This window comes from Bradyrhizobium sp. Kon37 (assembly GCF_055807535.1).
Map to the genome: position 1 here is coordinate 17,587 of NZ_JBVVOY010000036.1, position 21,349 is coordinate 38,935.

Genomic DNA, 21,349 nt, shown 5'->3' on the forward strand with positions numbered 1-21,349 from the left:
GTGCCCGCATAACGGGCAATGCGGCGCCTCGCGTCAAGGAAGCGCGCGGCGGGGCTGGCATGCACGCTGGGACAGATGCCCTATCCGCTCACACCGCGATTCTTCAGCACGAAGCATGCCCCGCCAGCCTTGCGGATGCGACCGCAGAGTTCATCCGCCTCGCTCCGCGTATCGGCGCCGATGCGCACCTGGTAGAAGGCGCGCGTGCCACGGCTGCGCATCACTGAGCTCAGCAGGCTCGGATCACGTTCGCCGATAACGGCGCTCAGCCGCGTGACCGCGCGGGAATACATCGCCAAAGCCCGGTTGCGGTCAAAGCCCGCGGCGAGCTGGACGCCCCAGATCTTTGCAGCCGCAAGCTCCACATGCTGCTCGAGCTCGGCGACGAAAGCATTCGGCGCGCGCTTCAACAGAGCCATCAGATCGCGGCAGCTTGTCGGCGGCGCGCTCGGCGGCCCCTTGCCGGTCGCGCCTGCCTTGGCCCAGGCATCGACGCTCGTGCCAGTGATGGCAAGAACGTAATTGCGGGTCTGCTCCGGCATGCCGCCGGTACCGGCGAGCCATTCCTGCACCCGGCGCGGCCCGGCATTGTAGGCGGCCGCCGCCAGCCCGAGATTGCCGAACTGGTTGCGCAGCTCGTTCAGGAATTCCGCCGACTTCGGCAGCGCCTGCACCGGATTGAAGGGATTGAGCAGCCCGCGCTCGCTCGCGGTGCCCGGCATGAACTGCGCGATCCCCTGCGCGTGTTCGCCGCTGCGCGTCATGGGCCCCACCGCATCGGCCTGGAAGCGGCTCTCCTGCCAGATCACGCGGGCGAAGAACTCCAGCGGCAGATTGGCATCGCGCGCTGCGGCCTCGACGATCAGGCAGATCGATTCCCGCGTGTCGCTCTCGCGCGCATCCGCGGGCTTCGCCGGCGGCGTCGCGAGCTCTTCGACGCTGGGGACAGCGACATCGGTCTTGGCGGGCGAACCGTCCCCCGCCGCGGCCCGTGTCGCCGAGACAAGCAGCGCGGGGATGATGCACATCGCAATCTGCACCCATCGCGTGCGGGCATGGCGGTGGCGCGCCTCGGCGCGGCATGCGACAGTGTGATCTGCCATGTTGTGGCATCGTGCCATGGTTCGACGAGTTGCCAATATATGCTGCCTGACCTGCTTCTCCCAATGCGTTACCCCGCCAAACGGATCCAAGCGATCCTTGTCCTCGCCGCGCTCACCCTGAGCGTCGCGCCAGCCGCCGCTCAGGTGGCGTCTCGGGACGCGTCTCAAGTCAATTGGCGGATGACCACGGAATACCCTGAGAATAACATCTCCGGGATTGGACTCTCGACTTTCGCCAGCCGCGTCTCCGACCGTACCCACGGTTTCGTGACCGTGACCAACGCCTTCGACAACCAGCTCAAGATCAACTCGGGCGAGATGCCGCGCGCGGCGCTGGACGGCCGGATCGCGGGCGGCGATGCCTTCGCGGGCGCGCTCTCGGGCCTCGATCCCGTGCTCGGACTGTCCACCCTGCCCTTCCTGGTGCAATCGGTGGATCTCGCCCGCGCCACCAATCTGCGGGCGCGTCCGCTCTATGAGAAGGCGCTCGCGGCGCGCGGCCTCAAGCTGCTGTATGTGACGATTTGGCCGGCCACGGGCCTCTGGTCGGAGCGGCCGCTCGAAGGCGCCGACGACCTGCCGAAACTGAACTTGCGAACCTACGATGCCAACTCCACCGAGGTCATGCGCGCGGCTGGCGCGAACGCGCAATTCCTGCCGATGGACGCGGCGCTCGCCGGACTGAGGGAACACCGGCTGAATGCCTTCCTCACCTCCGGCGACGGCGGCGCGGGGCGCAAATTGTGGGACTTCCTGCCGCATTTTACGGCCATCAACTACGCGATGCCAATCTCGATCGCCTTCGTCCGCAGCGACGCCTTTGCCGAACTGTCCGAGCCGATGCAGCGCGAGGTGCTGGCCGCGGCGGCCGAGACAGAACAGAGCCAACTCGCGCTACTGACCCACCGCACCATCGAGAACTATGCGCGCATGCGCGACAATGGCGTCCATATCGCCGAGCCGGCGCCAGCGTTCCTTGTCACAGAGTTGCGGAAGGCAGCAACGAACGCGATCACCGCCTGGGAAACCCGGGCGGGCGCGGAGGCGATCGCCATCGTCGAATGGGCGAGACAGCAATGAGGGAGCGGTAACGGAATCCGCAATCAACGTCCCGCCGGTATCGCTGCTACCGCCCTAGTTCTTGACCGGAACCGGGATTTCGCCCCGGATGGCGCGGTCGAGGGCATCGATCAGCGCCTGGATCTCGATAAACTTGTTGCGCGCACGCTCGGCCGTGTCGCGCACAAAGGGAGCGGCCAGCACTTTCGCATGCGCGTCCCTGTCCTCGATCATGCGATCACGGGCCTTCTTCAGAGTTTCAAGTCGCTCGCTCATCCGGCCTCTCCTGCAAAATTGTCTCGATCTCTCGTCCGGGTTCGCCGATCAACGAGAACGCGGCGAACGAGCAACCCTCAACAGCCGCGGCAGATGTTCTTCAGCTTCGCTGCCGTTCTGGCCTCTTCCGCCACGAACGGGTCCTTGTAAGCGGCACGGGACCCATCGTTCTCCGCAGCAGCGGGCTTTTTTTCCTTCGGAGGAAACGCAGCATCGTAGCAGGCCAGACGTCCGCTCGTGCTTTCGATCGCGCGGCAGTCCGGTCCTGCCGCGACAGCGCCTTGCGACAGTGGGCCAAGTATCAATGTGCCAAGCATCAATGCGACAAGAACCGCTCTTCGGCGGATCCAGTCGACCAGACGAAATCGAGTCATGCACGCTCCTGCTCAGTCGGCGGGAGCGCTGGTGACCCTCAGTCACCGGTCGATGCCAATGGAAGGCGGTGATGGCGCGACTCTACGCTTCCCTCCCGCAAATAGCGAGCTTTAAGGAATCCGCCGTATCAGGAAGGCGATTTTCGGCGTGGCAATGGTTGCGCGTTTGCCTTGGTCCGCGGCGTCGTTTAGGTCTGGCATAGACGGCGGTAGCAACACAGGCGCGGCAACATGGTGACGATCTATTTCGATCTCGACGGCACGCTGACCGACCCGAAGCCCGGAATCACGCGCTCGATCCAGTACGCCCTGGGGCGGCTGAACGTCGCGGTGCCGAGCGAGGACGAGCTGACCTGGTGCATCGGCCCGCCGCTGCATGCCAGCCTGCAAAAGCTCACGGGCAGCGCGGAACTCGCCGACCGGGCGCTGCTGCTCTATCGCGAGCGCTTCAGCGATGTCGGCCTGTTCGAGAATGAAGCCTATGCCGGTATCGTGGACACGCTGACAACGCTGGCCGCGACAACACCGCGCATGTTCGTGGCGACCAGCAAGCCCGCGGTCTACGCCACCCGCATCGTCGAGCATTTCGGCCTGAAACCGTATTTCGAACGCGTGTTCGGCTCCGAGCTCGACGGCACGCGCGTCGACAAGCGCGACCTGCTGCGCTACGCGCTCCACGAAGCCAGGGTCGATCCCGCCAGCGCGATCATGATCGGCGACCGCAGCCATGACGTGATCGGCGCCCGCACCAACGGCATGACCGCGATCGGCGTGCTCTATGGCTACGGCAGCGAGGCCGAGCTGCGGGACGCCGGCGCGCATCACATCTGCGCCGCGCATCCCGAGCTGCTCGGTCATTGCGTGATCTAGCCGATCAAGCGCTGACGGTCTCCACCGCCGCCAGCATGCCGGCCCTGGCGTGACAGTTCAGATATTCGAAGAACTGCTCGTCGGCAGCCGCCACGGTGACCTCGTGGTAGAGCCGCAGTTTTGCCGAGGGGCCAAGCGTCGACAGGTACTTCATTGCGGCGCCGAATATCTTGACATGGGTCGGATGCGATTCCGCCCACCGCTCCAGCGCTGCCAGGCTCTTCCACCAGCTTTGACCGTAGGACTTTTCACTCGCGTCCCCACCGGCTGCAAGGACGCGCATGTAACGGTTGGCGTAGCAGCCGATGCCGAGACCGTCATCGCGCAGGAAATCCATGCCCTCGCGCAACACCGGTTCGACGTCGTCGAGATAGAGCTTTCGCTCCGAGGTCTCGGTATCGCTCCAATCCTGGCCTGATCGAATCAGGCAGAGATTGTCGTGCGCCTGCACGCGCAGCCGCGCGCCGTCGCGGATCAATTCGGGATTGCCGCCCGGCGACATCGGATCGGTCTGCGACAGCGGGATGCGGTCACGCATGCCGCCCCAATAGGCGTGCTCCTGCACCTCGCCGCTCATGCCGCTGGCGATAGCGGCGACGCCCTCGGGCCGGTCGAGCGAGGAAAACAACGTCTCGTGCCGTGCCACAATGGGGCGCAGCACCTCGATGAAGGTGCCGATGCCCTCGCGCTGCGTTCCGGTCCAGGCCTCGCGCGCCGGTGCAAACCATTTGTCGAACCGCGCAATGTCGTCCCAATAGGCCACCGAGACGACGTTCTCATAGCCGGTCTGATCAACAAATTGGGCGCGATCCCAATGCGAGGGCCCGCCTTCCGCGGCAAACCGCGCCGCGATGTCGGCGAGCGCATCCGTCGCAGCCGCCGGCGCCGTGCCGCGACATTGCAGGCCGAAATAGGCCATCACGACGCGGTTCACGGCAGGCTTATAGCGCGCCACGAAGGACGGGTATGGCGGTTGGTAATCGTCCGGCACGCGCTTGTGGCGCGTGCGTGGGGTATCGAGATGCAGAGGAATTGCGGATTCCATGAGCGTGCCTCCCCTCAATTCCGGCGATCAGCTCGCCGCCGCGGCAATGTCCGTGGGCTCAACAGTGTCGACCGGCAGCGCAAACTGCTCGACGCGCTGGTATCGCTTCTTGTTGAGCAGGAGCCGCGTGACGTCGGGGCGCGAATAGTGCCCGGCTGGATCAGCGGCATTCTTGGCGACGCCGATGGCGCCAAGATCAATCTCGGCGATCAAGAGGCCCTCCTGGTCCGGCGCGAGCTTATCGCCGATCTGGCTGCCGTCGGGACCATAGATCGCAGCGAAGCCACCGCCGGCATGAAGCAGCGCGTGCTTGTCGGGCCGATCGCAGAGCTCGTCGATCATCGCCTGCGAGACCGTTGCGCAAGGGGCAAGCACGAAGCAGGAGCCCTCCACAGCATAGACGCGCGAGGCGGCGTTATTCACCTCGGCGCCGAGCGCCGGCGCGAAGGGATCGTAGAGCGAAAAGCTCGGCCAGGCCGCGACATGGACCTGCTCGTTCTGGGCATACATCGCGTATTTCGACAGCGGCTGGAGATGCTCCCAGCAGCACAGTGCGCCGATGCGGCCGATGTCGGGCCGCGCGTGCACGGCGAGATCGCTGCCGTCGCCCTCACCATAGACGGTGCGCTCGGCATGGGTCGGCCGCAGCTTGCGGCGCTTTGCGATGGTCTCGCCGTCAGGCCCGATCAGCCATTGCGCCAGATAGAGACTGCCGCCGTCGCGCTCGGACAGGCCGAGCACGGCAGTGAGCTTGGCCTTGCGCACGGCATCACGCAGCCGCTCGGCCTGCGGACTGTCGTAGGACAGGGAATTGTCGAAATAGCGCTGCACGAAGCCGCGGCCGATCGCCCAGGCCGGCGAATCCATCCAGATGTGCCAGGGGTAGCCGGGGATGAAGGCTTCCGGAAAGGCGATCAGCTTGGCGCCCTTCTCGGCGGCCTCCCTGATCAAGGCGATCGACTTGTCGATCGAGGCATCGAGATCGAGCCAGGCGGGCGCCGCCTGCACCACCGCGACCTTGTATTTCGGATGTTCGATGCCCATTGCCACCTCCCTTGCCGGTTGATCGGAAGCCAGGTCCGATGCAGTCTATTTGCCCAAGCCGGGCGGCGGGCGCTCGACCACGGCGGAACAAAAACTCGACCGGACGGAATCGCCGGCCCGGTACGGGATTTGCCTCCGTCAGTGGGGACCTGCGCCGACACGCGATGTTGCGGGATGTGAAAGGGAGGCTCTGCAGATGCCAATCCAGTTCACCACGGACGACAGCCCAGGCCACCGTCGGCTTGCGCTCTGGCAGGATATCGTCTGTGACGTCTTCGTCGGGCTCGACTGCAGGTCCGATCTTGGCAGCGCCTTTCGCGGCTCGGTCACCCGGGCGCCACTGGGCAAGGCGGAATGCTCCGAGGTCTGCTCCGACCGTCAGCACGTGTTGCGCACGCCCTCGCGCATCGCGCGCTCGGATCAGGATTTCATCCTGATCGCGCTCGGTAATCGCGGCGCCGGCGCCGTGGTGCAGGACGGCCGCGAGGCCGTGGTGCATCCGGGCGAGTTTGCGCTCTATGACACCACCCGTCCCTACGAGCTGAAATTCGACGGCATCTTCACGCAGACCATCTTCAAGGTGCCCCGCGAGATGCTGCAGCGCCGGCTCGGCGCGACCGAAACCCTTACCGCCAGCGCTTTCGGACCGGACTCGCCGCTGCAGAGGATCGCCTACGATTTCATCTACCGGCTTTGCCAGAGCGCTGATCAGATCGATCCGCACCACGCCGCCGCTCTGTCGGAACAGGCCGTCGATGTGCTCGCAATGGCTCTGGGTGAGCGGCTGGGCAAGACGCCGCTGCCTTCCTCGACCCATCGCTCCGCCCTGCTCTACCGGCTGAAGGCGCATATCCGGGCTCATCTTGCCGATCCCGACCTCTCGCTGTCCGAGACCGCAGCGGCGCTCGGTATCTCGTCCCGCTACGTCAACGATCTCCTCGCCGACGAGGACACCTCGTTCCAGCGCTACGTCCTCGGTGAGCGCCTCGCTCAATGCAGGCGCGACTTCGCCTCCCCCGTGCTCGCACACCGCCACATCAGCGAGATCGCCTTCGCCTGGGGCTTCAACGACCTCTCGCATTTCGGCCGCGTATTCCGCGAGCATTTCGGGATGTCACCGCGCGACTTCAGGCAGAGCCAGTCGCGGCATTGACGTCCGGGCAGCGATTGGCCTGAGCCTTCGCTTCAGGCGAAGGCGATGCTCGTGAATTCCAGATTGTCAGGCGCTGCCGCCGGGACCAGGCTCGGCACATGAAAACCAACGCCACGGTAAGTGGATCGGAAGTCTTGCTCGGCGTGATCGCGATCCGGCTCGCGGTGCTGGTCGCGGTGGGCTGGAGCCTGACGCTCCTGCCACGGCAGGCACGCGAGAGCGAGGCCGCCTGCCTTCCCTCACCGGCAACGAGGAGCGCAGCTCGGCTTCCGACGACGACGGCCGGCCCGCGCGTGACTGACGCAGCATTCGATGACATGCGTCTGCACGACTAGGCCGTTTCCAAGCAAGGCCGCTATGTGAGCGCGGCGTAGGACACTGCGCGTGCTTGCATTACCATCCGGGACAGAGGTCGCGGGGATCGATCAGCGGCCAGCCGAGGAGCATATCGATGGAATACCGACGCTTGGGCCGCTCGGGCCTCATGGTGCCCGCCTTGAGCCTTGGGACCGGCACCTTCGGCGGCGTTGGCCGCCTCGCTGCGTGGGGCACCACTGATGCGACCGAAGCGCGGCGCCTTCTGGATATCTGCCTCGATGCCGGCGTGTCGATGTTCGACACCGCGAACGTCTATTCGCTCGGCGAGTCCGAGCGCGTTCTCGGCGAGGCCATCAAGGGCCGCCGCGACAAGGTTTTGGTCTCGACCAAGGCGACGTTCCGCTTCGGCGACGGCCCCAACGACATCGGGTCGTCGCGACAGCATCTGCTCACAGCCATCGATGCTTCGCTGAGCCGGCTCGGCACCGATTACGTCGACCTATTCCAGCTTCACGGCTTCGACGCCTTCACCCCGCCTGAAGAGGTGCTGGCGACCCTCGACGTGCTCGTGCGCGCCGGCAAGATCCGCTACGTCGGCGTGTCGAATTTTTCGGGCTGGCACCTGATGAAATCGCTTGGCGTTGCCGACAAGCACGGCTTCCCGCGCTACGTCGCCAACCAGACCTATTATTCACTGATCGGGCGCGACTACGAATGGGAGCTGATGCCGCTCGGCCTCGACCAGGGGCTCGGCGCAGTGGTCTGGTCGCCGCTCGGATGGGGGCGCCTCACCGGAAAGATCCGCCGCGGCCAGCCAAAGCCTGACGTCAGCCGCCTGCCCAAGACGGCCGAGTTCGGCCCGCCCGTGCCGGACGAGCACGTCTATCGCGTCGTCGAGGCAATCGACGAGGTCGCCAAGGAAACGGGCAAGAGCGTCTCGCAGATCGCGCTGAACTGGCTGCTGCAGCGTCCGACCGTCTCGACGCTGATCATCGGCGCGCGCAACGAGACGCAGCTGCGCGAAAATCTCGGCGCGGTCGGATGGTCATTGACTAAGGACCAGATCGCAAAGCTCGATGCGGCGAGCAAGGTGACGCTGCCCTATCCCTACTGGCACCAGCGCACAGCCTTCACCGATCGCAATCCGCCGCCGGTGTAGCGACCGCGCGGCGCAGTCCGGCTTGAGCTGCATCAAGCCGGCCCGCACCGACAGTGGCATCGTGCGCTCCCGCGAGGCTCCCGATGCGCCGATTTGCGATGAAGGCCCTGTTCACCGCTCTCAATCTCAACCGCGCCGAGCGGAGCGGAATCGATTGGGACCGCACCATCCTGATCGTCTCGACCGCGGTGACGATTGGGCTCGTCGCGCTCTATGTGTTTGGGAAGTCGACCTCGCGCTGGTGAGCCCCGCGAAGGCCGTCCCGACCCATGCCCGCGGTGCCGGGAGACCCCGCGCCCGGCGCAGGAACCGTCCGTATCCTGCCGGGTTGCGATGCATCTCGCAATTTCCTAATCCGGAGACGAACCACGGCTCGAATCAAGCACGCCGCCATCATGTCGCCAGCCCTTATGGAGCACGCCGACGGCCTGCCGCAGCCGCAGCGGGGCCAGGCGGTCCTGACCATTGCGCTCGGCATCATCATGGCAGTGGTCGACAGCGCCATCGCCAACGTCGCGCTCCCGACGATCGCGGCCGACCTCGACGCGAGCCCGGCGTTCTCGATCTGGATCGTCAATGGCTACCAGCTCGCGATCACGATCTCGCTGCTGCCGCTGGCTTCGCTCGGCGAGATCGTCGGTTATCGCCGCGTCTATCTGGTCGGGCTGGTGCTGTTCACGCTTGCCTCCGCATTCTGCGCGCTGGCGCACACGCTGCCGCTGCTCACGATTGCACGCATCGTGCAGGGGTTCGGCGCGGCCGGCATCATGAGCGTCAACGCAGCGCTGGTGCGTTTCACTTACCCCCGCAGCCAGCTCGGCCGCGGCATCGGGCTCAATGCCCTCGTCGTCGCCTTCTCGGCCGCGGTCGGTCCGACGTTGGCCGCCGGCATCCTCGCGTTCGGCAGCTGGCCCTGGCTGTTCGCCATCAACGTTCCGCTCGGCGTGGTGACACTGGTGCTGGGCCTGCGCAGCCTGCCGCACACCAGGCCTGCGAGCCATTCCTTCGACTGGCAGAGCGCGGGGCTGTCCGCGATCACTTTCGGCGTCGGCATCGCGGCCGTCGATAGCGTCGGTCATGGCGAAGCCGCGATCACCTGCCTCGTGCAGTTCGCCGTCGCGCTCGTCGCCGGCGCACTGCTGATCTACCGCGAGACCCACATGGCCTCGCCGCTGCTGCCGATCGACCTGTTGCGCATCCCGGTGTTCGCGCTGTCGATTGCGACCTCGATCGCCTCGTTCTGCGGGCAGATGCTGGCCTTCGTCGCGATCCCCTTCTACCTCCAGAGCCGCTTCGGCTATTCGGCGGTGCATATGGGCCTCTTGATCACGCCGTGGCCGATCGCGGTGGCGTTCGCAGCCCCCCTCGCCGGCCGCCTGGTCGAGCATTATCCGGCCGGCCTGCTCGGCGGCATCGGGCTCACGCTGTTTGCCTGCGGCCTCGCTGCGCTCGCCTTGCTGCCGGCGGCGCCGACGCCACTCGACGTGATCTGGCGAATGGCGCTGGCCGGCGCCGGCTTCGGCCTGTTCCAGACCCCCAACAACCGCACCATGATCGCAGCCGCCCCGCGCGAGCGTGCCGGCGGCGCCAGCGGCATGCTGGGGACGGCGCGGCTGCTTGGGCAGACCACCGGCGCAGCGCTGGTCGCGCTGTTCCTCGGCCGCTATCCGATCGAGGGAACCAGAATCGCGTTGCTGACCGGCGTCGGCTTTGCGCTCTGCGGCGCGGCGCTGAGCATGTTGCGGCTGTCGCCCGCGGGTGCGCGCGGCGCCGAGCATGTTCGCGTGCAGGACGACCAGCGCCTGCGCGGCGAATAGCGCGCGACCATTTGGGGAGGCCGATTTCTGCTGCGTTCGCCGCGCCTCACATCTTCACCATCTCGGTGCGATATTTCGGCAGCAGTGCTGCGATCAGCTTGCCTTTCTCAGCCATCTCTTCCGGGGTCGGCTTCGGCGGTGGCGATGTGCGGCCTTCAACGGGAAAGCCAACCGCCAGGAAGAATTCGTCCTGTCCCGCTGGCGTGCACATGCAGAGCATACGGGCCGTTTTGCCGGACACGTTCTTGAACGCGTGCGGCGCGTTGGCCGGAACGTTGACGGTCGCCCCCGCACTTACCGTGTGGGACTTACCGCGAAAGGTGAATTCAAGTTCGCCTTCGAGCAGCGTGAACATTTCCTCGAAATCGTGGCGGTGCGGCGGGGGCCCGCCGCCGGCAGGCACCAGCATGTCGACTAGGCAATAGCGTCCTGCGGTCTGCGCGCCTGACACCAGGACCGTGTAGGTGCCGCCGGCCACAGAGATATGCGGCACGTCAGCGCCGTCGGGATCGGCGACCGTCAAGGCGCGTGCGGGATCGTCGGCGGGGATCGAGGAAGCTGACGATGAGTTTGCAGAAGGCATGTTGGTCATGTCGGATCTTCTTGCTTATATTTGGCTGCCAATAAGAAAGGCCGGCTTTTCAGCCGGCCTTTTCAATTCATCGCGTGCGGATCAAGCCTTGACCAGCGGGCTCTTGGTCGGCCCCTTCGAGCCGCCGGGGCCACCGGGTTTGGACTTGCCCGGCGGGCGCTTGCGGGCTCCGGGGAGCTTCTCCTGCTTCGGCGTGACCGGACCCTCGACGAACTCGAAGCCGATCTTGTCCTTGGTCTCGTCGGCCTCGTCCTTGACCAGAACGACGCGGACATGACCGCCGCCCTTGAGCTTGCCGAACAGCACCTCGTCGGCCAGCGGCTTCTTGATGTGCTCCTGGATCACGCGAGCCATCGGACGTGCGCCCATCTGCTCGTCGTAACCATGCTTCACCAGCCAGGTCTTGGCGGGGTCGGACAGTTCGATGGTGACATCGCGATCGCCGAGTTGCGCTTCGAGCTGAAGCACGAACTTCTCGACCACCGTACCGATCACCTCGACGCTGAGATGGCCGAACGACACGACGGCATCGAGACGGTTGCGGAATTCCGGCGCGAACTGCCGGTTGATCGCCTCGTGGTCGTCGCCTTCCCGCTTCGAGCGCGTGAAGCCGAACGCCTGCTTGGCGAGATCGGACGCGCCCGCATTCGTGGTCATGATCAGGATCACGTTGCGGAAGTTGACCTGCTTGCCGTTGTGGTCGGTGAGCCGGCCGTGATCCATGATCTGGAGCAGCACGTTGTACAGATCGGGATGCGCCTTCTCGATCTCGTCCAGCAGCACCACGCAATGCGGATGCTGGTCAACGCCGTCGGTGAGCAAGCCGCCCTGATCGAAGCCGACATAGCCGGGAGGCGCGCCGATCAGGCGCGACACGGTGTGCCGCTCCATGTATTCGGACATGTCGAAGCGCAACAGCTCGACACCGAGCGACGCCGCGAGCTGTTTCGCGACCTCGGTCTTGCCGACGCCGGTCGGACCCGAGAACAGATAGCAGCCGATCGGCTTCTCCGGCTCGCGCAGGCCGGCTCGCGCCAGCTTGATCGAAGCGGCGAGCGATTCGATCGCCTTGTCCTGACCGAACACGGTGCGCTTCAGGGTCTGCTCGAGATGCTTGAGCACCTCGGCATCGTCTTTCGACACGCTCTTCGGCGGGATCCGCGCCATCGAGGCGATCGTGGTCTCGATCTCCTTGATGCCGATGGTCTTCTTGCGCTTGTTCTCGGCGACCAGCATCTGCGCCGCGCCGGATTCGTCGATCACGTCGATCGCCTTGTCCGGCAGCTTGCGGTCATGGATGTAGCGCGAAGAGAGCTGCACCGCAGCCTCGATCGCCTCATTGGTGTATTTCAGCCGGTGGTAGTCTTCGAAGTACGGCTTGAGGCCCTTGAGGATCGCGATCGCGTCCTCGACCGTCGGCTCGTTGACGTCGATCTTCTGGAAGCGCCGCACCAGCGCGCGGTCCTTCTCGAAGTGCTGCCGGTATTCCTTGTAGGTGGTCGAGCCCATGCAGCGGATGGTGCCGGAAGCGAGCGCGGGCTTGAGCAGGTTCGAGGCATCCATCGCCCCGCCCGAGGTCGCGCCCGCACCGATCACGGTGTGGATCTCGTCGATGAACAGGATGGCGTTGGGATGCGCCTCGAGCTCTTTCAGCACCTGCTTCAGGCGTTCCTCGAAGTCGCCGCGATAGCGCGTACCGGCGAGCAGCGTGCCCATGTCGAGCGAGAACACGGTCGCAGCCGCCAGCACCTCCGGCACCTCGCTGTCGACGATGCGCTTGGCCAGGCCCTCCGCGATCGCGGTCTTGCCGACGCCGGCCTCGCCCACGAACAGCGGATTGTTCTTCTGCCGGCGGCACAGCACCTGGATCGCGCGGTTGATCTCGGAATTGCGTCCGATCACCGGATCGATCTTGCCGTCGCGCGCCTTCTTGTTGAGGTTGACGCAATAGGTCTCGAGCGCCTCGCCCTTCTTCTTGGTGTCCTCGCTGCCCTTGGTCTCGGTCTCCTCGTCGACGCCGCGCACCGGCCGCGCCTCGGAGACGCCCGGCCGCTTGGCGATGCCGTGGCTGATGTAGTTGACGGCGTCGTAGCGCGTCATGTCCTGCTCCTGCAGGAAATACGCGGCATGGCTCTCGCGCTCGGCAAAGATCGCGATCAGCACGTTGGCGCCGGTCACCTCTTCGCGACCGGACGACTGCACGTGGATCACCGCGCGCTGGATCACGCGCTGGAAACCTGCGGTCGGCTTGGCGTCGTCGGCGCCGTCCGTCACCAGGTTCTCGAATTCGGTCTCAAGATAATTGACGAGGCTCGTACGGAGCTTGTCGAGGTCGACGCTACAGGCGCGCATGACAGCGGCTGCATCGGAGTCGTCGATCAGGGAGAGCAAAAGATGCTCAAGCGTCGCGTATTGGTGATGACGCTCGTTTGCGATCGCCAGTGCACGATGCAGGGATTGTTCAAGGCTTTGGGAAAAAGTCGGCATTCGCGTCCTCTATGGCCCCACCATCATGATCGCCATCGCCCGGTCAGGCAACAACAACCTTTGTCACATATAGTTATACAAGATCGCGGCGAAAGACCGGTTCCGCGACTCAGGCGGCTGCACAGCTGCGGTATTTTTCGATGCAAAACCCGTTCCGGTTTGGGTACGATCGGCACCGGTCCGAAATTCCGTAGTTTTGCCGTCTGCAACGAACATCGCGCGCAGACATCACGCGGCAATCACACTGCGGCATGCACAAGCCGGCTTCGAACGCGCCGTAACGTGTCGTGTCTTACTTCTTTTCCATCACGCATTGCAGCGGATGCTGGTGCTTGCGAGCGAAATCCATCACCTGCGTCACCTTGGTCTCGGCGATCTCGTAGGTGAACACGCCGCATTCCCCGATCCCGTGATGATGAACGTGCAGCATGATCTTGGTTGCAGCCTCGGCGTCCTTCTGGAAGAATTTCTCCAGCACATGAACGACGAATTCCATCGGCGTATAGTCGTCGTTCAGGATCAGCACACGGTACAGGTTCGGCCGTTTGGTCTTCGGCTTGACCTTGGTGATGACGGACGTGTTTGGCGCGGAGGGACCGCCGGAACGGTTCTCGTCGTTGCTCATCAGGGCAGCGTGGGCGGCGGCGGCCGCGGACGGATCTGGTCTGGAAGACAGTTGCGGCATGGCTCAGGCGTTCAAATTCCCCACGGAAGCGTATGGCAGTTCGCCGCGCGGCCCCGGCCTTCGGAGCTTCGCAAAGGCGCACCGCCTTGTTGGATCGCCGCTTCCGGCCGGTCCGGTCCAAGCCGGATCGGCCTCACCGAATATGGGCCTGCCCCCGGCTCGCCGCAAGCGTGCGACAGCTCGGCCGAGGCGGCCATGGCGGTCCCGATTCCCGGTCCGGGCGATCCTTGCCAAGGTTAATCAATCCGGACTGATTTGACAAAAGCTTCCGCCCCGCCCGTTTAGAAGATGTTGACCAGGAACCCGGCCGGTAACGCGGCTGCGGCGGTTTCGCGCGGGCTATCTCCGGTTTTCTACGGACCAATTTACCCTGCGTTCAACGGCGTGGCGCGAAAACGGGCAAAGTCACAGATTTCCGGGAATCGTCATGTCTCGCCTGCCATTCGCCAGCTGTATTGGTCGACACCTCGCCCGGTTTGCTGCGGCCGAACAAGGCAATATCGCCGTGATCTTCGCCATCGCGCTGCTCCCGGTTCTAGGCTTCGTCGGAGCTGCAATCGATTACAGCCGCGCAGCCCAGGCTCGTTCCGCAATGCAGGCGGCCCTCGATTCGACCTCGCTGATGGTCTCCAAGGATCTATCGTCCGGCACCATTACGACGTCGCAGATCAGCATCAAGGCGCAGGCTTATTTCAACGCCCTGTTCACCGCCACCAACGCCCTGCCGTCGGTCAGCATCGCGGCCACTTACACCGCAAGCACCAGCATGGGGTCCACCATCCAGGTCACCGGCACCGGCACCTACACGACCACCTTCATGAAGGTCGCAGGCTTCCCGACACTCGACGTCGGCGCAAATTCCACCAGCGCCTGGGGCCTGGTGCGCATGCGCGTGGCCTTAGTGCTCGACAACACGGGGTCGATGGCCGACGACGGCAAGATGGCGGCGATGCAGACCGCCGCGAAGAGCCTGGTCGACCAGCTCAGCCCACTCGCCAAGACCGATGGCGACGTCTACATCTCGATTGTTCCGTTTGCCAAGGATGTCAACGTCGGCGCCAGCAACTACAGCAAGTACTGGGTCGATTTCAGCGAGTGGGACGCGGCCCGCGGCACCAGGTTCGCCAACCACAACACATGGACGGGATGCGTGGTCGACCGCGACCAGGACTACGACACGAAGAACACGACGCCCACGAGCGGCAACGCGGGAACGCAGTTCCCGGCCGAACAGTACTCCTACTGCGACCCCGGCAGTTCGTCCTATCTGCAGCCAATCATGCCGCTGAGCTACGACTGGAGCTTGCTCAAGAGCCGGATCGACGCCATGAAGCCCACCGGCAACACCAACCAGGGCATTGGCCTCGCCTGGGGCTGGATGACGCTGTCGGCTGGCGATCCCATGAACGCGCCGGCCAAGGACCCCAACTACACCTACAAGGATGCGATCGTGCTGCTCTCCGACGGTCTCAACACGCAGAACCGCTGGTACAGCAACGCCTGGCAAATCGACGCGCGGCAGAAGAAGCTGTGCGACAACGCCAAGGCGGCGAACATCACGATCTATACGGTGCAGGTGAACACCGGCAGCGATCCGACGTCCAGCGTGCTGCAATATTGCGCGAGCGGCACCGACAAGTTCTACCTGGTGACGAAGGCAGATCAGACCGTCACGGTGTTCAAGGACATCGGCACGTCGTTGTCCAAGCTGCGCGTAGCGCGCTGAGATCGACACGCCACGACAAACAAAAAAAGCCCGGCTGCTTCAGCCGGGCTTTTGATTCCAGGGCGTCAGGAAACGTTAGCTGGCGGCCGGAGTGAACTTCGACACGATGGTCTCGACCGGCTTGAACGCCTGCTTGGCGAGGTCGCCGTAAAGGCCGGCGATCTTCTGCGATTCCGCGACGAAGGACTCGTAGGCGGAACGGGCGAATTCGGTCTGCGCTTCGACGGCCTTGTCCAGCGACTTCACGCCGGAAAGCTTCTCGACGAAGGACTTGGTGTCTTCGAACGACTTCTTGGTGTAGTCGCCATAGGCGCTGGCGATCGCCTGAAGGCCGTGCTGCATCGAGGTCGCGGAGGCGACGTACTGCTCGAAGTGCTCTTTCCCGTAGCCTTGAAAGTCTTCAACCTTGAACATTCGGAATCCTTTTCCCTAGCTCTCGTCGGGAAGCCCCGGCTCCCTGACTCTGCTCACAATTAGTGCAACGCACAAAAAAGTCAAGAATTTTGTGCGTCGCACAAAATTGCATGCAAAATCGTCAAAATTCCCGGGGTTTCCCGCAATGGTTCCTTAAGCTTTTGGAAACCGCGGCCCCCTACTTTGATTCCCTGGACGTGTTCAGCTTCCACAAGCGGCCGAAAGCCGTTGGAGAACATCACCTTAGCCAGAACAGCGGCTCAGGCCAAACGTCCCCCGCGGCCAACACCTGCGGAGGACAGCCTGAGCAGGTAATGATCCCGGGTCCCTTGGGCACAATTTCGCCTCACGAGCCGGTGATCAAGTCAGAAACGGGGACGGGGTTTCATGCTTCGTAAAAACTTGTCTTCCTCGCGCTTTGCGCGGGTTGGCGTCTTTGGGCTTCTTGCGGTCACCAGTGCAGTCATCTTCACCACAGATGCTGCCGAGGCGCGGCGCCACCGGCGTCAGTACGTGCACCACCGCGTGCAGCGCGATGTGTCCGAGAGTTCCAGCCCGAAATTCGCGTCGATCATCGTCGACGGCAATTCCGGCTCCGTGCTTCAGGCCACGAGTCCCGACGGGATTCGCCATCCGGCCTCGCTGACCAAGATCATGACGCTCTATCTGCTGTTCGAGCGCCTCGAGTCCGGCAAGATGAAGCTCGACACCGAGATGCCGGTGTCGCAGCACGCCGCCGATCAGGATCCGACCAAGTTGAACCTGCGTGCCGGCCAGACCATTCGCGTCGAGGACGCAATCAAGGGTCTCGTCACCCGCTCCGCCAACGACGCAGCCGTTGTGATCGCGGAAGCGATTGGCGGCGACGAGGACGACTTCGCCCAGATGATGACGCGCAAGGCGCGTTCGCTCGGCATGTCCAGGACGGTTTACCGCAACGCCAACGGTCTTCCCAACGACGAGCAGGTCACGACCGCGCGCGACCAGGCCACGCTCGGCCGCGCCATCCAGGAGCGCTTCCCGCGCTATTATCGCTATTTCGCGACCTCGACGTTCAACTGGCGCGGACAGTCGATCCGGAACCACAATCATCTGCTCGGGAATGTCGAGGGCGTGGACGGCATCAAGACCGGCTACACCCGCGCCTCCGGCTTCAATCTCGTGACCTCGATGCGCCGCGGCAACCGCCACCTGATCGGCGTGGTGCTGGGCGGCCGTAGCGGCGGCTCGCGCGACGCCATCATGCGCAACCTGCTCGCGGAGAACCTCGACAAGGCCGCGACCACCCACACCGTCGCCGCGGTCACCGAGCGCAACGGCTCCGACGCCGCTGCCGAAGTCGCTGATGCGTCGGACACCCCGGCCCGCTCCGCTCCGCAGGTTCAGGCTGCCCCTGCTCCCGAAGCAGCCCCGTCGCGTCTCGCCTCGCGCCTGTCGACGCTTGCGGCTGCGACTGCCGCGGTGCCGCCGGCTCAGCCCAGATCTGAAGCCAACAAGCCTGAAGTTCGGTCGATTGAATCCAAGATCGAGCCTGCGCCGCTCACCAATGGCGTGATCTCGAGCCAGCCCCTCTCGATCATCCCCGGCTCGTCCGAGCCGATGAAGCCGGTCCGGGTCAAGACCGTGCAGGTCAAGGCCGGCGCCGTGAAGGTCGCCTCCGCCGCCCCGGCTCAGATCGCACCGCAGGTCACGAGCACGATCGCGTCCCGCTCCGACGTCGCCGAAACCTCCGGCGCCTTCGTGGCCCGGGCAGACCTCATCAACAAGCCCGAGGTCGCCAGCCAACCGGAGGCGCCGAAGGCCGAGATCGCCCGTACCGAGCTGCCGCGTCAGCCGGCGGGCTTCGGCACCGGCAATGGCATCCTCGGCGTATTGCCGGCCGCCACCGCCGCCGCACCCGCCCCGGCTGCTACGAAGCTTGCGTCAGCCGACCCGGCGCTGCAGCCGGTCCAGATGAGCGCCACCACGAAGCCGGTCGTCACCCACAGCGGCTGGATCGTCCAGGTCGGCGCGCTCGAGAGCGAGAACGAAGCCCAGCAGCGCATCGACGCGGCGCGCAGCTCGGCTCGCGGCCTGCTCAGCAAGGCCGATCCGTTCACCGAGCCGGTCGTCGCGAAAGACAATCGCAAGCTCTACCGCGCCCGCTTCGCCGGCCTCGACCGCGACCAGGCGGAAGCCGTCTGCCGCACCCTGAAGCGTGCCGATATCTCCTGCATGACCGTCCGCAACTGATCTTTTCGCGCCGTTCCAATCAAAATGCCCGCGCCTTGCGCGGGCATTTTCATTTTCGGGACGCGGTGACCGACGAGGCTGTTCCACGACAACCTCTCGTCAAGGATTTACGGTTAAAACTTTACGCAAGGGATCGACCACGCCGACAATGGCGGGCATCGGGGCGACGGCAAACAGAGCAAGCGGGGCTCACACGGGACGAGCGTTTGTAGCGTGGTGCCGGAGTTAGCCGTTATGCGTGCGAAGCAGAGTATCCTTGGCCTCGTTTACCCGGGCAGCGAGATACGTCGAGCCCCCCTGGTCGGGATGCAGTTTCTTCATCAGGGACTTGTGAGCCCGGCTGATGTCGTCACGCCCCGCCCCCGGCTGCAGGCCAAGGATCTGATAGGCCTCCTCCGTCGTCATTTTGCCGGTCGCCACCGTGCGGCGCTGCCCCCCTGCCGCGTCGCCCTGCGCGTTCTGACGCCAAGCGGGAAACCGGCGGTCCAGATAGCTTTCAAGTAGGGCCACGCTCTCGGCGTCGAACGCCGGGACCATTGCCAGCAGGGCCGCGAGATCGAACTCATCGAGATCGCGCCCGGCGTGAGGCCCGGCGACGATCCGGCCTCCGAGCTGGCCGGAATCGTGATCGAGCCGCATATCCAGGAATTGCGAGCGCACGCGCGAGGCCTGACCGGTCGGGCGCGTCGCGCCGGCGCCGAACAGCCCGCCGATATTGCCGAAGCCGGCGTTTGCCATCGGTGTCCAGCCCAGGAGCCCGGCGCCGAATATCCCGAGCGGGATCGCCACCACCAGTTCGCCCTTCAATCCCGTGAACGCTGCGACAGCCAGCGCGACCACGCCGCCACCGAACCTGATCGCGCGTGCAAGCACGGCCGGATTGGCCGAACGGAACATCTGGAGCAGCAGATAAAGGGTGATAACAGCGATAGCACCGGCAATCAGGGTCATGGTCGGAATATAGGCGGCCTATCGCCAAAAAGCATCGAGTCCTTGTCCCCCCGCAGACCGCTGCAGCGCTACTTCATCTGGCCGATCAGCCTGGCCGCCCCACTGGCGGTCTTCGCCAATTGCAACAGCGCCTCGCGTCCGCCGGCCGCGTAGGCGGCGGCTGCGCGCAACAACTCGCGCAACTGTGCCGCCGCGCCCGGATCGAACCGGCACCAGGCGCCGCCGGTCAGGCGCGCGATCTCGCGAAAGGCCTGCTCGGCCACCGCGTCATGGCCTTCCTGAAATACGAACACAGGCACCTTGAGCATGCCGAGCTCGCCGGCTTTGGCGCAGAGTTCGTCGACGTTCTCCTCCATGGCGTCGCCGACGAAGACGACGGCGCGCACGCCGGATGCGACCGCCTCGCGCCGCGCCTCGCTCAGGACCTTGCCGATCTGGGTGTCGCCGCCACGGCAATCGATCTTGCCCATCAGCGTCGCAAGCCTGGCGCTGTCGGAGATCCATCCCGTGGCGCGGCACTCGTTGAAGCCGCGATAGTAGACAAGCCGGATGTCGAGACTGCCGAGCGCGGCGGTCTCACGGAACATGTCTGCCTGAAGCGCACAGGCCATGTCCCAGGTCGGCTGCCGGCTCATCGTCGCATCCAGCGCGAAGATCAGCCGCCCTTTCGCACCGGGCACATGCGGTGACAGCGCGCGCGCGTTGGCGAGGAAGGCTGCGATGTCCTCCGAGGTCGAGGTCCCCGCCTGCGGCACAGCGCCGCCTGGTTGCGTCGAGACGGCATCGCGGCCGCGCGGTTTGATGGGTTCGCCCGACATTCCTTGACCTTAGCGTGAACGGCTAATGTGGTCAGCGCATGCCGCCCGGTCAATGTGCAAAGCCCCCGCAGGCGGCAACCGGCGGAGGCTTTGAAAATCGGTATCGACGACGAGGACGGCGTCAGCTCTTGGCAGGCGCCATCAAGGCGACCGGCCCGGGCTCGAGAATCTTGGGCGGGGACGATTGCGTGTCGACCGGCGCCACTTCGCTGTCGGTCGCGCTCAGGAACTTGTCGAGCATGCCCTGGATCGAGTTCTTGGCAGCGTCCGGACCGGTGTCACGCATGTCGTTGTGCTGGAATTCGGTCTTCACGACCTGAATGCCGGCCTTCTCGCATTCCTCGTCGGTCGGGATCACGCCCGCATCGGCCTTGAACTGCGGATCGGTCGAGCGGAACGACAGGATCTTGAACTTGCCGGCGGTGACGAAGGGCACGCGAAGATTGTCGAGCGTGACGACCTTCTTGACCTCATCCGGATACTGTTTGGCGAAATACATTGTGATATCGCCGCCCATGGAGTGGCCGACCATCGTCACCTTGTCGTAGTCGGCGTTGGGCTGAACCTTCCTCATCTCCTGCATGGCGAGATGGATGTTGGCCACGCCGCGCAGGATCTGCGGCAGCCGGCCGACATAGATCTCGCCGGGCTTGGTCACCATCGGAGGATCGGTCGGCAAATCATGCTGCGGGCTGACGACGAGGTAGCCGCGCGCAGCGAAAATGTTGGCGAGGAAGCCGTACTCGGTGTTCTTGACGGTGTTGCCGTGGTTGATCACGGCGACCGGCATCGTGATCATGCCGGCATTGGCCTGCATTTCCTTGTCACGACGGATCGCGATATCGACGGGCACCGCACGGTTGTCGCGCGAGGCATCGTAGAAGGTGATGGTCTCGTGCCTGATTGCCCACTTGCTCGCCGTGAAATAGGCGACGCCACAGAGGGCACTGACCGAAACCAGAACGGCAATTCCACGCTTCATTTTCGTCCTCAGCCTCAGGCTCTTGCGGCCTGAATCCCTGTTGAAAATCGTGTTCTTCCGGAGCTCTTCGGCCCCTGGTCGCCTATTCCCTAATATATGTCACAGCCGCGTGACAGGAAGGCTAAATATTGTGAACTGGCAGCCCTTTCATTGTGCGGCGCACACGTTTGTTGGGCACCTCGCTCTCATACGGCTACGTCGGGGTGCACGTCACCTTCCGACGCAACCTGTCTCGATCGGGTTC

Annotated in this window: 20 protein-coding genes; 9 read left to right on the forward strand and 11 right to left on the reverse strand. The window is 64.6% G+C overall.

The window, feature by feature from the left end; genetic code table 11:
• Window positions 1-80: 80 nt before the first annotated feature.
• Complete coding sequence (locus AC0L3J_RS34705) at window positions 81-1,028, reverse strand: transglycosylase SLT domain-containing protein (protein ID WP_473350087.1); 948 nt, start codon at window positions 1,026-1,028, stop codon at window positions 81-83.
• Window positions 1,029-1,142: 114 nt separating this feature from the next.
• On the opposite strand from AC0L3J_RS34705, the gene AC0L3J_RS34710 reads away from it, so the two are divergent.
• A complete protein-coding gene (locus tag AC0L3J_RS34710; RefSeq protein WP_473350088.1) occupies window positions 1,143-2,183 on the forward strand; it encodes a TRAP transporter substrate-binding protein in 1,041 nt (346 codons plus the stop codon).
• Window positions 2,184-2,237: 54 nt separating this feature from the next.
• Here AC0L3J_RS34710 and AC0L3J_RS34715 read toward each other — a convergent pair whose 3' ends face one another.
• The gene (locus AC0L3J_RS34715) at window positions 2,238-2,438 is read right to left on the reverse strand and encodes a hypothetical protein (RefSeq protein WP_106944186.1); all 201 of its coding nucleotides are present in this window, start codon (window positions 2,436-2,438) and stop codon (window positions 2,238-2,240) included.
• A gap of 605 nt (window positions 2,439-3,043) precedes the next feature.
• Here AC0L3J_RS34715 and AC0L3J_RS34720 point away from each other — a divergent pair.
• A complete protein-coding gene (locus tag AC0L3J_RS34720) occupies window positions 3,044-3,682 on the forward strand; it encodes an HAD family hydrolase (RefSeq protein WP_473350070.1) in 639 nt (212 codons plus the stop codon).
• Window positions 3,683-3,686: 4 nt separating this feature from the next.
• Here AC0L3J_RS34720 and AC0L3J_RS34725 read toward each other — a convergent pair whose 3' ends face one another.
• Complete coding sequence (locus AC0L3J_RS34725; protein ID WP_473350071.1) at window positions 3,687-4,727, reverse strand: phenylacetaldoxime dehydratase family protein; 1,041 nt, start codon at window positions 4,725-4,727, stop codon at window positions 3,687-3,689.
• Window positions 4,728-4,754: 27 nt separating this feature from the next.
• Window positions 4,755-5,771, reverse strand: coding sequence for a carbon-nitrogen hydrolase family protein (locus AC0L3J_RS34730; RefSeq protein ID WP_473350072.1), 1,017 nt, complete (start codon window positions 5,769-5,771; stop codon window positions 4,755-4,757).
• A 196-nt stretch (window positions 5,772-5,967) separates the two neighbouring features.
• On the opposite strand from AC0L3J_RS34730, the gene AC0L3J_RS34735 reads away from it, so the two are divergent.
• The 5 genes from AC0L3J_RS34735 to AC0L3J_RS34755 all read left to right on the forward strand — a co-directional run bounded on the left by AC0L3J_RS34735 (window position 5,968) and on the right by AC0L3J_RS34755 (window position 10,218).
• Complete coding sequence (locus AC0L3J_RS34735; protein WP_473350073.1) at window positions 5,968-6,924, forward strand: AraC-like ligand-binding domain-containing protein; 957 nt, start codon at window positions 5,968-5,970, stop codon at window positions 6,922-6,924.
• A 98-nt stretch (window positions 6,925-7,022) separates the two neighbouring features.
• A complete protein-coding gene (locus tag AC0L3J_RS34740; protein ID WP_473350074.1) occupies window positions 7,023-7,259 on the forward strand; it encodes a hypothetical protein in 237 nt (78 codons plus the stop codon).
• Between the two features lie 116 nt (window positions 7,260-7,375).
• Window positions 7,376-8,401: an aldo/keto reductase gene (locus tag AC0L3J_RS34745; RefSeq protein WP_473350075.1), complete on the forward strand. Its 1,026-nt coding sequence runs from the start codon at window positions 7,376-7,378 to the stop codon at window positions 8,399-8,401.
• 83 nt (window positions 8,402-8,484) lie between these two features.
• Entirely contained in the window at window positions 8,485-8,646 is a 162-nt protein-coding gene (locus tag AC0L3J_RS34750; RefSeq protein ID WP_456769562.1) for a hypothetical protein, read from the forward strand.
• A gap of 150 nt (window positions 8,647-8,796) precedes the next feature.
• Complete coding sequence (locus tag AC0L3J_RS34755) at window positions 8,797-10,218, forward strand: MFS transporter (RefSeq protein WP_473295001.1); 1,422 nt, start codon at window positions 8,797-8,799, stop codon at window positions 10,216-10,218.
• Between the two features lie 46 nt (window positions 10,219-10,264).
• On the opposite strand, the gene AC0L3J_RS34760 is transcribed toward AC0L3J_RS34755, so the two are convergent.
• The 3 genes from AC0L3J_RS34760 to clpS form a co-directional block, all read right to left on the reverse strand.
• On the reverse strand, window positions 10,265-10,810 hold the full coding sequence (locus tag AC0L3J_RS34760) for a cupin domain-containing protein (RefSeq protein ID WP_473350076.1): 546 nt from the start codon (window positions 10,808-10,810) through the stop codon (window positions 10,265-10,267).
• A gap of 81 nt (window positions 10,811-10,891) precedes the next feature.
• Entirely contained in the window at window positions 10,892-13,297 is a 2,406-nt protein-coding gene (gene clpA, locus AC0L3J_RS34765) for an ATP-dependent Clp protease ATP-binding subunit ClpA (protein ID WP_473350077.1), read from the reverse strand.
• 292 nt (window positions 13,298-13,589) lie between these two features.
• Window positions 13,590-13,922: an ATP-dependent Clp protease adapter ClpS gene (gene clpS, locus AC0L3J_RS34770; protein ID WP_018455182.1), complete on the reverse strand. Its 333-nt coding sequence runs from the start codon at window positions 13,920-13,922 to the stop codon at window positions 13,590-13,592.
• 487 nt (window positions 13,923-14,409) lie between these two features.
• On the opposite strand from clpS, the gene AC0L3J_RS34775 reads away from it, so the two are divergent.
• The gene (locus tag AC0L3J_RS34775; protein WP_473350078.1) at window positions 14,410-15,708 is read left to right on the forward strand and encodes a vWA domain-containing protein; all 1,299 of its coding nucleotides are present in this window, start codon (window positions 14,410-14,412) and stop codon (window positions 15,706-15,708) included.
• Between the two features lie 75 nt (window positions 15,709-15,783).
• Here AC0L3J_RS34775 and AC0L3J_RS34780 read toward each other — a convergent pair whose 3' ends face one another.
• Window positions 15,784-16,122, reverse strand: coding sequence for a phasin family protein (locus tag AC0L3J_RS34780; protein WP_219684910.1), 339 nt, complete (start codon window positions 16,120-16,122; stop codon window positions 15,784-15,786).
• 387 nt (window positions 16,123-16,509) lie between these two features.
• Here AC0L3J_RS34780 and AC0L3J_RS34785 point away from each other — a divergent pair, with 387 nt between their 5' ends.
• Complete coding sequence (locus AC0L3J_RS34785) at window positions 16,510-18,354, forward strand: serine hydrolase (RefSeq protein WP_473350079.1); 1,845 nt, start codon at window positions 16,510-16,512, stop codon at window positions 18,352-18,354.
• Window positions 18,355-18,579: 225 nt separating this feature from the next.
• Here AC0L3J_RS34785 and AC0L3J_RS34790 read toward each other — a convergent pair whose 3' ends face one another.
• The 3 genes from AC0L3J_RS34790 to AC0L3J_RS34800 form a co-directional block, all read right to left on the reverse strand.
• Window positions 18,580-19,305, reverse strand: coding sequence for a DnaJ domain-containing protein (locus AC0L3J_RS34790; RefSeq protein ID WP_473350080.1), 726 nt, complete (start codon window positions 19,303-19,305; stop codon window positions 18,580-18,582).
• Between the two features lie 68 nt (window positions 19,306-19,373).
• Window positions 19,374-20,123, reverse strand: coding sequence for a vWA domain-containing protein (locus AC0L3J_RS34795; protein WP_473350081.1), 750 nt, complete (start codon window positions 20,121-20,123; stop codon window positions 19,374-19,376).
• Between the two features lie 121 nt (window positions 20,124-20,244).
• Window positions 20,245-21,105 (reverse strand): alpha/beta fold hydrolase, encoded by an 861-nt coding sequence (locus tag AC0L3J_RS34800; RefSeq protein WP_247462698.1) that lies wholly within the window; start codon window positions 21,103-21,105, stop codon window positions 20,245-20,247.
• Window positions 21,106-21,349 lie beyond the last annotated feature (244 nt).